Source organism: Ochrobactrum chromiisoli, assembly GCF_026241335.1.
GTDB lineage: Bacteria > Pseudomonadota > Alphaproteobacteria > Rhizobiales > Rhizobiaceae > Brucella > Brucella chromiisoli.
Window position 1 is genome coordinate 216,789 of sequence record NZ_JAPHAV010000001.1, and the last position, 12,693, is coordinate 229,481.

The window sequence follows — 12,693 nt, forward strand, 5'->3', positions numbered from 1 at the left end:
ATCAGAAATCACAGCGGAGAATAGCATGACGACGAAAGATTTGCGGGATCGCCTGATCGTGGGCCTCGATGTGCCGACCATTGCTGAAGCGGAGACAGTGGTCGAAGAACTCGGCGATGCAGTCACTTTCTATAAGATCGGCTATCAGCTTGTGTTTGCTGGCGGGCTTGATTTCGCAAAAAGCCTGATTGCGGCAAAGAAAAAAGTCTTTCTCGACATGAAGCTCTTGGACATCGACAACACCATCGCCAAGGGCGTGGAAAATGTTGCGAAGATGGGCGTTTCGATGCTCACGCTGCATGCTTATCCAAAAGCCATGCGCTCGGCTGTGCAAGCGGCGAAAGGCTCTGATCTCTGCCTGCTTGGCGTGACGGTCCTGACCTCGATGGATGAGGGGGATCTCAAAGAAGCGGGCTATTCCGATACACCGGAAGCGCTGGTTTTGAAGCGTGCCGAGCAAGCGCGTGATGCGGGCATGGGCGGGATTGTGGCTTCGGCCGCCGAAGCTTTTGCGATCCGCCAGGCGATCGGCTCTGAGATGGCTGTTGTCACACCGGGCATTCGCCCGGCAGGCAGCGACAAGGGCGACCAGAAGCGCGTCATGACGCCTGCCGATGCGCTGAAAGCCGGTGCAAGCCATCTCGTCGTTGGGCGCCCGATCGTGAACGCCAGTGATCGCCGGGCTTCAGCCCTTGCCATTTTGGAAGAGATGAAGTCGGCTCTATAAGTTGCTGGAGGAGAAAACAATGACCAAAGCCTATTGGATTGCCCGTGTGGATGCCCGTGATACGGAGCGCTACAAGGATTATGTTTCCACTGCCAAGCCAGCTTTTGAGCGCTATGGCGCGAAGTTTATCGCGCGCGGCGGTAAGGCTGAAGCCGTCGAAGGACCGGGCCGGGCCCGCAATGTCATCATCGAATTTGAAACGATGCAGCACGCACTCGATTGTTATAATTCGCCCGAATATCAGGCGGCAAAAGCCATCCGCCAGACTGTGGCGGATGGCGAAATCGTCATTGTTGAAGGGGTTTGACCTTCAAAGCCTGACCGGTGGGTCGTGACGACCACTGACTGACAGATCAAGCAAAAGGACTTTGCCCGCATGCGGATCCGCATTGCGGGCATTTTCATTCATGCCCTCATATGCGCTGGTGACAATCAGCACAGAGGCGTCCGCACCGATAAAGGCCGGGCAGGTCGGCTGCGTAACCGGCAATTTTATTGAGCGGATCAGACGCCCTTGCGGCGAATAGGCATTGAGCGCACTCCCACCCCAGCAGGCATTCCACAGCGTGCCTTCCGCGTCCACCACCGAGCCATCAACCCCACCATCTTCTACGCGATGATGAAACACGCTCTTTTCAGAAGTGGGCAGACCGGTTTCGGGATCGGTATCAACCCGCCAGATAATATTGCGGTCGGTATCTGCAAAATAGGCGATCCTGCCATCGGGTGAAAAGCAGATCGAATTGGTGATCGTGATGCCGGAGAAAAGCTTTTTTACCTGCCCTTCGCGATACCACCAGATTGCACCCGCATCTTTCTCGGCTTTCTTGCCCATGGTTCCGATCCAGAAGGAACCGGATGGGTGCACACGCGCATCATTGGAGCGCGTTATGTCATTCTCAGCTTCCAGCGGGTGATGCAGCGTCAGGCGTCCATTTGCGCGCTCGCGTACGAACAGGCCATGTTCGCTGACAATCAGCTGGCGTTGACGATCAATGACCGCAAGCGCACTGGCTTTCATACCAAGATCATGCGCGCGCACTTCACCGCTGTCGTCTCTCTCAATAAGCCGCTGCCCCAGAATATCGAACCACCAGCATTGCGCGGTCAGTGGATCATAACCCGGACCTTCGCCCAACTCTGCAATATGGTCGGCAAATATGGTTGTCTTGACTGCGCTCACCTGCTCCTCCCGATTTTGGTGACCGTCAGCATAATCAAGCGCAGGGCTGCGATCCAGCTACAAATATTTGTGTAAGCAGAAAGGACTATATTGCTTGTTGAATCCGTTTTAAGTTCCGGCAACTAAGAATCGCGAGGAAATCATGTCGCTAAAAGTTGCGGTCCAGATGGACCATATCAGCACGGTCAATATTGCAGGTGACACCACCTTTGCTCTGTCGCTTGAAGCGCAGAAGCGCGGCCACGAACTCTATCACTATACACCTGACCGGCTTTCCATGCGTGACGGCGTTGTTTCGGCGCGACTTGAGACGCTGGAAGTGCGCGACATCAAGGGCGATCATTTCACGCTTGGCGAGCCTGTGCGCCGTGACATGACTGATATGGATGTGGTGCTGCTGCGTCAGGACCCGCCATTCGACATGAATTACATCACCAATACGCATCTGTTGGAGCGTATCCATCCAAAGACGCTGGTGGTGAATGACCCGGCATGGGTGCGCAACAGCCCGGAAAAGATTTTCGTCACCGAGTTTCCGGATCTGATGCCGGAAACACTGATCACCAAAGACCCGCAAGAGGTTATGGATTTTCGCCGCGAGTTTGGCGACATTATTTTGAAGCCGCTTTATGGCAATGGCGGTGCAGGCGTGTTCCATCTGGCCGATGGCGACCGCAACCTCACTTCGCTTCTCGAAATGTTCGGCCAGCTCTTCAAAGAGCCGTTCATTGCGCAGCGTTATCTCAAGGATGTGCGCTCAGGCGACAAGCGCATCATTTTGATTGACGGCGAGCCGGTGGGTGCAATCAACCGTGTGCCTTCGGAAAGCGACGCACGTTCCAACATGCATGTTGGTGGCCGTGCAGAGCAAAGCAAGCTGACTGCGCGCGAGCAGGAAATCTGCGCGCGCATTGGCCCGTCGCTCAAGGAACGTGGATTTATTCTCGTCGGCATCGACGTGATCGGGGATTACATGACCGAGATCAATGTGACCTCGCCAACAGGCATTCGCGAAATTGAGCGCTTTGACGGCACCAATATTGCAGCGCTCTTCTGGGACGCTGTTGAAGCCAAGCGTAAATAAGATCACATCTTAAAGATGATAATGATAGGGCCGGTCTGACACAATCAGACTGGCCCTTTCTCTTGATTGCATTCACTGAAAATGCTTAAATCTTTTGGTTGTATTTAAGCACTTGCTCACTTTATAGCTGTGCTGCGTGTTATGCGGGGGCATATGGTAGCGCGCGTTGGAACGGTTGCCTTTCAAGGCATAGAGGCGGTGCCTGTCGATGTGCAGGTGATGGTGGCGCCGGGAAAAATGGGCATGTCGATTGTCGGCCTGCCCGATAAGGCCGTGGCGGAAAGCCGGGAGCGGGTGCAGGCAGCACTCCATGCCTCAGGCCTCTCCATGCCGACCAAACGGGTGACGGTTAATCTGGCGCCTGCCGATCTGCCGAAAGAGGGTTCGCATTACGATCTTCCCATAGCAGTGGGGCTGATGGCGGCCATCGGTGCGATTCCTGCCGATGCCATTCAATCTTACATGATGCTGGGCGAGCTGTCGCTTGACGGTACGATTACCGCTGTTGCGGGTGTTCTTCCCGCAGCAATCAGCGCCAATCGTGAGGATAAGGGGCTGATCTGTCCCCATGCCTGCGGATCGGAGGCGGCATGGGCCGGCGCTGATATTGATATCCTTGCACCGCGCAGCCTGATCGCGCTGGCAAATCATTTCAAAGGCTCGCAGGTGCTGACCCGGCCTGAGCCTTCCATGCGCGTTTCAATCGATGTGCCGCCCGATCTGGCTGACATCAAAGGGCAGGAGACGGCCAAACGTGCGCTGGAGATTGCCGCCGCAGGCAATCACAATCTGCTGCTGGTCGGCCCACCCGGATCAGGCAAATCCATGCTGGCGCAACGCTTGCCTTCCATTTTGCCACGACTTAGCCCCCGCGAGCTTTTGGATGTTTCGATGATTGCCTCTATTGCGGGCGAGCTTTCCGGCGGAAAACTCTCCGATCGAAGACCGTTCCGCGACCCGCATCATTCGGCGTCTATGGCGGCCATGGTCGGCGGTGGCTTGCGTGCGCGCCCGGGCGAGGTCTCACTTGCGCATAATGGCGTATTGTTTCTCGACGAATTTCCCGAGTTTACACCGCAGGTGCTCGATTCCTTGCGCCAGCCGCTTGAGACCGGTGAGTGCATGATTGCGCGCGTCAATCACCGCACCAGCTATCCGGCGCGTTTTCAACTGATTGCCGCAATGAACCCCTGCCGTTGCGGCATGGCAGGGGAACCGGGGCATACTTGCGCACGCGGGCCGCGGTGCCAGAGCGATTATCAGGCGCGCATTTCTGGTCCATTGCTGGATCGCATTGATCTGCGCGTTGATATGCCTGCCGTTTCAGCACTGGATCTCATTCAGCCATCGCAATCAGAGCGAAGCGAGAGCGTTGCCAAGCGTGTGGCGCGTGCGCGCGCCATCCAAAGCGCACGCTATTCGGCCCTTGGGCTCGATTCATCAATGACCAATGCCCATGCTTCGGCAAATCTGATTGAGGACGTGGCGAAGCCTGATGCTGCCGGTATCAAACTGTTGCGCGATGCCAGTGAACAGATGCGTTTTTCCGCCCGCGCGTATCATCGCATTTTGAAAGTGGCGCGTACTCTCGCTGATCTCGACGGTGTCGATCAGATCAGCCGGATACACCTCGCCGGTGCGATTTCCTATCGGATGGGAGCGGAAAGGCTGATCGCTTCTGCCTGAATTTATTTAACCGATCCAACCAGCAGATTGTCCGGGCTTTCGATGCTGACCCAGCGGCCTGTATTGTTGGCGGCCTGACGCTTGAGATAGGTGTAGTCGGTTTCATCCCAGCGCAAAACTTCGTCGGTCAGATTGTCGAGAACAAAGTCGCCACGATCCGTGCGAACGGTCAGAACGGCATGGCCTTCGCCGTCCGGCTTGCGCACGACGGTGATCAGCAGGTCGGTCATCGGAATGCCAGCCTTGGCCAGCTCACGCTGCTTGAGCAGAGCGTAATCTTCACAATCGCCAACCGTGGTCGGGTAAGCCCAATATTCCTCAACGCCGTAGATTTCCATGTCGGTCATCGGCCTGATGCGTTCATTGATCGAAAGATTGACCGCCTGAATGTGCTGCCAATTGTTGTTGTTGAGCGAAAGCGCGCGTGTATCGCGGCTCACGATGCTGCATTCAGCGGCTTCGCGCTTGCAGAATTCGTAATGGCCGATTGGCTGTGATGTGAGCTTGCCCGTCTGCATGAAAGGGCCGGAGGCAGCCTGCGCACCAAAGCTGAGCGTGAGAGCGGCAATGCCAATGCTGGCAGCAGCGATAAGTTTCAAGCTGGAGCGAACTACACAAAACATACTCAACGCCCTTTTCACAGCCCGCAACGGGCATTTATTAACGAAAAGTTAAAATATGAAACATGGCCTGAGTCAATTAAGACTGTGGCGCCTTCGCCCAACTTCTTAATTAATGGTTAACACGGGTGGTGTGGATTATATACATCTTTTGCGTGTGTAAATGCATACAAAAAAACCGCTATGGCGGCCATAGCGGTTTCAATATAATTTATTAAATCAAGTAGTTAGAGCGGTGTGAAACACACATTGGTGTGGCCTGCGCTCACGAAACCAAGGCGCTGAGCCGCGCCCTTGGAGAGATCAAGCACGCGTCCTTTGATAAAAGGGCCGCGGTCATTGATGCGCACGACAAGCGATTTGCCATTGCGCTGGTTGGTCACTTTAACCTTGGTGCCCAGTGGCAATGTTTTGTGCGCTGCAGTCAAACCGGCTGGGTTCATGCGTTCGCCCGATGCCGTGCGGGAGGTCAGCGCATACCAGGAAGCACCGCCACAGCGCGCAGCCTGAGCTTCCATTGCGGTGATCGAGAACAGACCGGTTGTCGCAACGGCGAGCATAGCCATACGGATTTTGAAGTTCATTGTGATTCCAATAGTCGTTTCGAAAGGCCTTCACAGTCATGACTGATAAAGACCGGTGCCAACTGGAATCTAAATGTGGCGATGGCGTGATGTTATTGAGAGTATAATGAGGGGATAGAATCGATTATCTCAGCGGAATATCATCCTATACTGGACGTTGTTTATTTAGATTATCAAGAAGAAATCAGGAATATTTGGGATTGAATCGCATTATCTCTGTAAATCTGCTTACGATTCGTTAGGATTTGGAGGATGACGGCCTTGAGTCATGTTTTTAAGCGTAATCCTCAAGAAAATCTGCTTGCGACAGGGCGATGGCTTAGCCAAGCCAATACAATTTTTATTTGTATGGCTAGTTTTCCATCGGAATCCATAAGATGACAAAATCCGGCCTTTTTCGCGAAAACTGCAACCTGTGGATGCTTTTTTGATGATCAAGTTTGGAGTCCTTGCTGTAACTTTTGTTGAAACCCTGCGTGATGACGCAGATTTGTCCACGCCTCCTATGCATGCAAAAGCCAAAATCCTGCTATAAGCGCTCATCTTCAGAATGGAATATCATGCAGGATAATACGCAACAGGACGATGCCGATAAAGAATTGCCGCCGGTCTCGGCGGGCAAGCGTATTGTTTATCTCTGCCTCGGTTTGCTGATGCTGGCTCTTGGTATCGTCGGTGCCATTCTGCCGGTGATGCCAACAACGATCTTCATCATTCTTGCTGCATGGTTTTTTGCGCGCTCCTCGCCGAAGTTCGAGGCGCGTCTGCTGGCCGATCCGCGTTTTGGTCCGATGATCATCAAATGGCGTGAGCGTGGCGCGATTCCCACCAAAGCAAAACTATATGCATGCCTTGGCATGGCATTCGGCTATGGCATGTTCTGGTGGGGTGCGCAGCCGGGGCCATGGCTCGCGATAGGCGTTGCAATCTTCATGCTGGGCTCCGCCGCTTATGTTCTTTCTCGCCCCAATGCGTGAGTCATATATTATTATGTTTGCATATATAGGCATGAAACCGCACCCATGCTTGAATGATACAAAGCTGTTACACAGCTGTCATATGACTGTTATATAGAGCGCGTAGATGGCTGTTGACGCTTTTTCGTCATGTGTCTTTTACAACAGGGGCTGGTGCTCATGAACAAGATGATTTCCTCGACCGCAGCGCTCGCAATTGCTGCCGTATTGTCGGTTTCCGCAGCAAACGCGCGCGAACAGATTCAGGTTTCCGGTTCCTCGACCGTTTTGCCTTATGCCAAGATCGTTGCCGAAACCTTTGGTGAAACCTATCCGAACTTCAAGACGCCGGTTGTTGAATCGGGCGGCTCTGGCGCAGGCATCAAAGAATTCTGCAAGGGCGTTGGTGAAAACACCATCGATATTGCAAACGCATCGCGTCCGATGAAGGAAACGGAACTCAAGTCCTGCATCGACGCAGGCGTCAAGGACGTTCAGGAAGTCCGTTTCGGTTATGACGGTATCGTCTTTGCAACAGATGTAAACGGCCCGGACTGGAAGCTTACCCCGGTTGACCTTTATAAGGCACTTGCTGCCAAGGTTATTGTTGACGGCAAGCTCGTAGACAATCCAAACACCAAGTGGAATCAGGTCAATGCAGACCTGCCGGATTGGGACATTGCGGCTTATATCCCTGGCGAAAAGCATGGCACCCGTGAAGTTTTTGAAGAAAAGCTTCTTGCTGACGGCTGCAAAGAATCGGGCGCTCTTGAAGAAATCAAGAAGACCGGTCTTGATGACAAGGCCGCCGCTTCCGCCTGTATCGCTGTCCGCAAGGACGGCAGGGCTGTTGATATTGATGGCGATTACAGCGAAACGCTGGCACGTATCGGTTCCAACAAGCAGGGCGTTGGCGTTTTCGGCCTCTATTTCTTCGAAAACAATGCTGACAAGCTCAAGGTTGCCACTGTCAATGGCGTAACGCCATCGGCTGACACCGTTGCCTCGGGTGAATATCCGGTTTCGCGTCCGCTGTTCTTCTATGTGAAGAAGGCGCATCTGGGCGTCATTCCGGGCCTCAAGGAATATGTAGACTTCTTCCTGTCTGAACAGATGGTCGGCCCGGACGGCCCGCTTGCTGAATACGGTCTGGTTCCTGCGCCAGATGCAGAACGTGAAGCACAGCGCACTGCCTTCACTGAAGGCAAGGTTCTGGCAGTTAAGTAAGCTTTGAGCTGTGGAACGTGGGGATCATTGGCCCCCACGTTCTTTCTCTTTGGCGCTGGTTGGGTATGACAAGCGTATTCGCGTGGAAATAAGCTGGCTGTTTTATTGTATCGGTAAGCTGTTTCTGCATTTTTTGGGGTAACCGGGGAAATTGAATGTCCTTCTTTCTGGTTCTCGTCAGTGTCGTTGCAATCGGACTGATCGGATTCTTCATAGGTCGTCAGCGCGCCGTTGCAATTGACAAGGCGCAGCCTGCCAGGTCCGCAGGTGCAAATGCAGAGAAAATGCATTCCCGCCCGCTTTATCATGGCTGGTGGGTTTTCCTCGTTTCCGCGTTACCGGCAGTGCTGTTTCTGGCGGTTTGGGCGATCGGCACATCCGTTTATCTTGATCACACCGCGACAGCACAAATGCCTGCTGCCGTTGAGGACGGCTCTTATTCCGAGCGCAGTCTGCAGCTCAGCATGATCCGCAGTCTCTCCGATGGCATGCAGAAGCTGACGCCTGCTGAAATCGACAGTTTCCCGCAGACTTACAAGGAAGCGCGCGACGTGCTCGGCTCGAAGGGCGTGGCGCTTGCGACCGAAGGTCAGGACTATATGGTCCCGGTTGCTCTGTTCCTTGATAAGGCAAACAAGGTTTCCCATACGCTTGGCAGCGCAATTGCTCTGGTTATCGCGGTTGCTGGCCTGATTTTCGGTCTTTCCGGCATCAAGCGCCGCACACGGGCGCGCAACAATGTCGAGCGCATCGTCTTGTGGGGGCTGATTGCTGCGTCCGGCATCGCAATTCTCACAACCATCGGCATCGTTTTCTCTGTGCTGTTTCAGACTGTGAGCTTCTTCCAGTCGGTTGCTCCGATGGACTTCTTCTTTGGCACCGTGTGGGACCCACGCTTTGCAGCCGCAGGTTCGGGTGGTGAAGTCGGGCAGTTCGGTCTGATCCCGCTTCTGGCCGGTACACTCTATATTGCTTTTGTTGCCATGCTGTTTGCTGTGCCGGTTGGCCTGTTCTCGGCGATCTATATGGCTGAATATGCCTCACCGCGTGTGCGTACTGTGGTCAAGCCGGTGCTAGAACTTCTGGCCGGTATCCCGACCATTGTTTATGGCTTCTTCGCTCTGATTACGGTTGGCCCGTTCCTGCGTGATCTCTCGGCGGCCATTGCGGGCGGTCAGGGCTTCATCATGGCGCAGAGTGTGCTGACCGCTGGTCTGGTCATGGGCGTGATGCTGATCCCGTTCGTGTCATCGCTTTCCGATGATATTATCACCGCGGTGCCGCGCTCGCTGCGTGATGGCTCGCTTGGCCTTGGTGCCACGCGCTCCGAGACAATCAAGCGTGTCGTTCTGCCAGCAGCGCTTCCCGGTATTGTCGGCGCCCTTTTGATGACAGCCTCGCGTGCGATCGGTGAAACCATGATCGTGGTGCTTGCAGCCGGTGTTGCCGCACGTCTCTCCGCCAATCCTTTTGAAGCCATGACGACGATCACTGTCAAAATCGTCAGTCAGCTCACGGGCGATCTTGAATTCGATTCGCCGCAGACGCTGGTTGCCTTTGCGCTGGGTATTACCCTCTTTGTCCTGACGCTGATCATGAACATCTTTGCGCTCTACATCGTTCGCAAGTACCGGGAGCAGTACGAATAATGACCGATTCAACTCTCAATGCCGGCACTGCGGTAACAAAGCCCCAGCGCCGCGATATCGGGATCAAGCGTCGCTACGCTGCCGAACGCCGCTTCCGCCTCTATGGCATCCTCGCCATTGCGATTGGCGTGTTCTTCCTCTTCGCGCTTTTGTTCTCGGTTTTCTCGAAGGGCTATACAGCGTTTGGACAGACGACGATTTACCTGCCCGTTAAGCTTGATGCGCAGGTTATCGATCCGGGTAACAAACTGGCAACCGATCCGAATGTGCTGATCACGGCCAATTATCCGCTTCTGGTGCGCAATGCATTGGCGGAAAAACTCGGTGTGGCATCCACAAATCGCGCAGAAATGCGCGAAGTCGGACGCTTCTTCTCCGATGGTGTCCGCGTTCAGCTTCGCCAGATGGTGATGGATAATCCGTCGCTGATTGGCACAACGCAGACCGTTCCGGTTCTGGCTGCTGCGGACATTGACTCGGCCTATAAGGGCCAGATTGATCTCTCGGTGCCTGAGGCAAACCGCAAGGTTTCCGACCGTCAGTTTGCATGGATCAAGAAGCTGAGCGATGAAGGGATCATGAGCGAGGCTTTCAACTGGGGCCTGTTCACCAATGGTGCGTCCAGCCGTCCGGAAACTTCGGGTCTGGGTGTTGCGCTGGTCGGTTCCTTCTACATGATGATGATCGTGCTGGTGCTCGCACTGCCCATCGGTGTGGCTGCGTCGATTTATCTCGAAGAATATGCCAAGAAGAACCGCCTGACCGACCTTATTGAAGTCAACATCAACAATCTGGCGGCTGTGCCATCGATTGTCTTCGGTCTGCTCGGTCTTGCAGTCTTCATCAACTTCTTCAATCTGCCGCGTTCGGCGTCGATTGTGGGTGGTCTGGTGCTCACATTGATGACGCTTCCAACCATCATCATTGCAACGCGCTCAGCCCTTCGTGCCGTGCCGCCATCGATCCGCTCTGCTGCGCTTGGTCTTGGTGCATCCAAGACACAGATGGTGTTCCATCATGTGCTGCCGCTTGCCGCGCCCGGCATTTTGACCGGTACAATTATCGGCCTTGCGCAGGCACTGGGTGAAACAGCTCCGCTGCTGCTGATCGGTATGGTGGCTTTCGTTGCCAATATGCCAGCAACCCCAATGGATCCTGCAACGGCGCTGCCTGTGCAGATTTTCATGTGGGCCAATGAAGCCGAGCGTGCCTTTGTAGAACGGACATCAGGCGCTATTATCGTCCTGCTCCTGTTCCTCGCCGTCATGAACATTGCAGCAATTATTCTGCGCCGCCGCTTCGAGCGCCGCTGGTAAACGGGAGAGAAATGATGAATCTCATGACTGAACGATCTCTCGAAAAAGTCGTAGGAGAAAAAATGAACACCAACGCCCCTTCGATTAAAATGCGTGGCGACAAGGTCTGTGTGTTCTATGGCGAAAAACAGGCACTGTTCGAAGTCGATTTGGACGTGCCCGAAAAGATGGTCACTGCGCTGATCGGCCCATCGGGCTGTGGCAAGTCGACCTTCCTGCGTTCGCTCAACCGCATGAACGATACGATCGAAGGCTGCCGCATTGCTGGCAAGATCACGCTGGACAACGAGGATATTTACGATCCTAAGATCGACGTTGTTGAATTGCGCGCCCGCGTCGGCATGGTGTTCCAGAAGCCCAATCCGTTTCCGAAATCGATCTTTGAAAACGTTGCCTATGGTCCGCGTATCCATGGCCTTGCCCGCAACAAGACCGATCTCGAAGAAATCGTGGTCACAAGCCTCAAGAAGGCCAGCCTTTTTGAAGAGGTCAAAGATCGTCTGCATGATGCAGGCACTGGTCTTTCCGGTGGTCAGCAGCAGCGTCTGTGCATTGCACGCGCCATTGCTGTGAGCCCTGAAGTGATCCTGATGGACGAGCCGTGCTCGGCCCTTGATCCGATTGCAACCGCCAAGGTAGAAGAGCTGATCGACGAATTGCGCCAGAACTACACCATCGTCATCGTGACCCATTCCATGCAGCAGGCAGCACGCGTTTCGCAGCGCACTGCCATGTTCCATCTGGGCAATCTGGTGGAAGTGGGCGACACGGATGTGATGTTCACCGCACCGACCGAAAAACGCACCCAGGACTATATCACCGGTCGTTTTGGCTAAGGAATATTTCAGCAAAAGCGAGAGCCGGTTCGGTTCCGCTTCCCTGCCACCTTTACTTTGAGGTCTATTATGGCGTCCCAGCACACCGTTAGCGCATATGACGAAGAACTTCAGTTCCTGACCCACAAGATTGCGGAAATGGGCGGTCATGCCGAACGCATGGTCGAGCAGTCCGTTGCAGCGATTGTCAATGCCGACAACGCGCTGGCACAGCGCGTCATTTCCGATGATCTTATTCTCGATGCCAGCGAACGCGAGATCGACGACAAGGCTGTGATGATCATTGCCAAGCGTCAGCCAATGGCGGTGGATCTGCGCGAAATCATCGGCTCAATCCGCATCTCTGCCGATCTGGAGCGCGTGGGCGATCTGGGCAAGAATATTGCTAAGCGTGTTGCCGCTGTTTCGGAATCGCGCCAGCCGGGCAAGCTTTATCGCGGCCTCGAAACCCTGGCTGAACTGGCGCTCACGCAGCTCAAAGACGTGCTTGATGCCTATGCAACGCGTTCGGTCCAGCAGATCAATATCGTGCGTGATCGCGATGACGAAATTGACGCGATGTACACCTCGCTGTTCCGCGAATTGCTGACTTATATGATGGAAGATCCGCGCAACATTTCTGCCTGCACGCATCTTCTGTTCTGCGCCAAAAATATCGAGCGCATTGGCGATCATGCGACCAATATTGCGGAGACGGTCTATTATATCGTGACTGGCCTGCAAATGCCTGCGGAACGCCCGAAAGAAGATCTGAGCCACGGCATTGTCGTGGATGAGGCGCGTAAATCCTGAAAACGTGGCTTGCCGTAGCAATGCGACGAGCCA

Annotated in this window: 13 protein-coding genes; 10 read left to right on the top strand and 3 right to left on the bottom strand. The window is 54.4% G+C overall.

The window, feature by feature from the left end:
* The first annotated feature begins 25 nt into the window (after nucleotides 1–25).
* Both pyrF and OPR82_RS01085 read left to right on the top strand, forming a co-directional pair.
* Nucleotides 26–727 carry an orotidine-5'-phosphate decarboxylase gene (gene pyrF / locus OPR82_RS01080; RefSeq protein WP_265982508.1) on the top strand — a complete coding sequence of 234 codons (702 nt, stop codon included), beginning with the start codon at nucleotides 26–28 and terminating at the stop codon, nucleotides 725–727.
* 19 nt (nucleotides 728–746) lie between these two features.
* Nucleotides 747–1,034, top strand: coding sequence for a DUF1330 domain-containing protein (locus tag OPR82_RS01085; RefSeq protein WP_007872716.1), 288 nt, complete (start codon nucleotides 747–749; stop codon nucleotides 1,032–1,034).
* Between the two features lie 3 nt (nucleotides 1,035–1,037).
* Here the strand turns inward: OPR82_RS01085 and OPR82_RS01090 are convergent, their stop codons facing one another.
* Nucleotides 1,038–1,910 (bottom strand): SMP-30/gluconolactonase/LRE family protein, encoded by an 873-nt coding sequence (locus OPR82_RS01090; RefSeq protein ID WP_265982513.1) that lies wholly within the window; start codon nucleotides 1,908–1,910, stop codon nucleotides 1,038–1,040.
* Nucleotides 1,911–2,052: 142 nt separating this feature from the next.
* On the opposite strand from OPR82_RS01090, the gene gshB reads away from it, so the two are divergent.
* Both gshB and OPR82_RS01100 read left to right on the top strand, forming a co-directional pair.
* Nucleotides 2,053–2,994: a glutathione synthase gene (gene gshB, locus OPR82_RS01095; protein ID WP_265982515.1), complete on the top strand. Its 942-nt coding sequence runs from the start codon at nucleotides 2,053–2,055 to the stop codon at nucleotides 2,992–2,994.
* A 153-nt stretch (nucleotides 2,995–3,147) separates the two neighbouring features.
* Entirely contained in the window at nucleotides 3,148–4,680 is a 1,533-nt protein-coding gene (locus OPR82_RS01100; RefSeq protein ID WP_265982517.1) for a YifB family Mg chelatase-like AAA ATPase, read from the top strand.
* Nucleotides 4,681–4,682: 2 nt separating this feature from the next.
* Here the strand turns inward: OPR82_RS01100 and OPR82_RS01105 are convergent, their stop codons facing one another.
* Nucleotides 4,683–5,303, bottom strand: coding sequence for a transglutaminase-like cysteine peptidase (locus OPR82_RS01105; RefSeq protein WP_265982519.1), 621 nt, complete (start codon nucleotides 5,301–5,303; stop codon nucleotides 4,683–4,685).
* Between the two features lie 224 nt (nucleotides 5,304–5,527).
* Nucleotides 5,528–5,884, bottom strand: coding sequence for a septal ring lytic transglycosylase RlpA family protein (locus OPR82_RS01110; protein WP_187543663.1), 357 nt, complete (start codon nucleotides 5,882–5,884; stop codon nucleotides 5,528–5,530).
* Between the two features lie 560 nt (nucleotides 5,885–6,444).
* On the opposite strand from OPR82_RS01110, the gene OPR82_RS01115 reads away from it, so the two are divergent.
* The 6 genes from OPR82_RS01115 (at nucleotide 6,445) to phoU (ending at nucleotide 12,660) form a co-directional block, all read left to right on the top strand.
* Nucleotides 6,445–6,861, top strand: a complete 417-nt coding sequence (locus OPR82_RS01115; protein WP_265982520.1) for a YbaN family protein — start codon at nucleotides 6,445–6,447, stop codon at nucleotides 6,859–6,861.
* Between the two features lie 159 nt (nucleotides 6,862–7,020).
* Nucleotides 7,021–8,067 carry a PstS family phosphate ABC transporter substrate-binding protein gene (locus OPR82_RS01120; RefSeq protein WP_265982522.1) on the top strand — a complete coding sequence of 349 codons (1,047 nt, stop codon included), beginning with the start codon at nucleotides 7,021–7,023 and terminating at the stop codon, nucleotides 8,065–8,067.
* Nucleotides 8,068–8,222: 155 nt separating this feature from the next.
* Complete coding sequence (gene pstC, locus OPR82_RS01125; RefSeq protein ID WP_265982524.1) at nucleotides 8,223–9,716, top strand: phosphate ABC transporter permease subunit PstC; 1,494 nt, start codon at nucleotides 8,223–8,225, stop codon at nucleotides 9,714–9,716.
* Entirely contained in the window at nucleotides 9,716–11,032 is a 1,317-nt protein-coding gene (gene pstA, locus OPR82_RS01130) for a phosphate ABC transporter permease PstA (protein ID WP_265982526.1), read from the top strand. Before pstC ends, pstA begins: the two co-directional genes overlap by 1 nt.
* Nucleotides 11,033–11,094: 62 nt before the next feature.
* Nucleotides 11,095–11,868 (top strand): phosphate ABC transporter ATP-binding protein PstB, encoded by a 774-nt coding sequence (gene pstB / locus OPR82_RS01135; protein WP_250039376.1) that lies wholly within the window; start codon nucleotides 11,095–11,097, stop codon nucleotides 11,866–11,868.
* A 69-nt stretch (nucleotides 11,869–11,937) separates the two neighbouring features.
* Complete coding sequence (phoU, locus tag OPR82_RS01140; protein WP_187543658.1) at nucleotides 11,938–12,660, top strand: phosphate signaling complex protein PhoU; 723 nt, start codon at nucleotides 11,938–11,940, stop codon at nucleotides 12,658–12,660.
* The last annotated feature ends 33 nt before the right edge of the window (nucleotides 12,661–12,693 follow it).

Coding starts and splice junctions, on each gene's coding strand:
- pyrF (WP_265982508.1), top strand. CDS start 26: ATGACGACGAAAGATTTGCGGGATCGCCTGATCGTGGGCCTCGATGTG.
- OPR82_RS01085 (WP_007872716.1), top strand. CDS start 747: ATGACCAAAGCCTATTGGATTGCCCGTGTGGATGCCCGTGATACGGAG.
- pstC (WP_265982524.1), top strand. CDS start 8,223: ATGTCCTTCTTTCTGGTTCTCGTCAGTGTCGTTGCAATCGGACTGATC.
- OPR82_RS01120 (WP_265982522.1), top strand. CDS start 7,021: ATGAACAAGATGATTTCCTCGACCGCAGCGCTCGCAATTGCTGCCGTA.
- OPR82_RS01110 (WP_187543663.1), bottom strand. CDS start 5,884: ATGAACTTCAAAATCCGTATGGCTATGCTCGCCGTTGCGACAACCGGT.
- pstA (WP_265982526.1), top strand. CDS start 9,716: ATGACCGATTCAACTCTCAATGCCGGCACTGCGGTAACAAAGCCCCAG.
- OPR82_RS01115 (WP_265982520.1), top strand. CDS start 6,445: ATGCAGGATAATACGCAACAGGACGATGCCGATAAAGAATTGCCGCCG.
- pstB (WP_250039376.1), top strand. CDS start 11,095: ATGAACACCAACGCCCCTTCGATTAAAATGCGTGGCGACAAGGTCTGT.
- OPR82_RS01100 (WP_265982517.1), top strand. CDS start 3,148: ATGGTAGCGCGCGTTGGAACGGTTGCCTTTCAAGGCATAGAGGCGGTG.
- phoU (WP_187543658.1), top strand. CDS start 11,938: ATGGCGTCCCAGCACACCGTTAGCGCATATGACGAAGAACTTCAGTTC.
- OPR82_RS01105 (WP_265982519.1), bottom strand. CDS start 5,303: ATGTTTTGTGTAGTTCGCTCCAGCTTGAAACTTATCGCTGCTGCCAGC.
- gshB (WP_265982515.1), top strand. CDS start 2,053: ATGTCGCTAAAAGTTGCGGTCCAGATGGACCATATCAGCACGGTCAAT.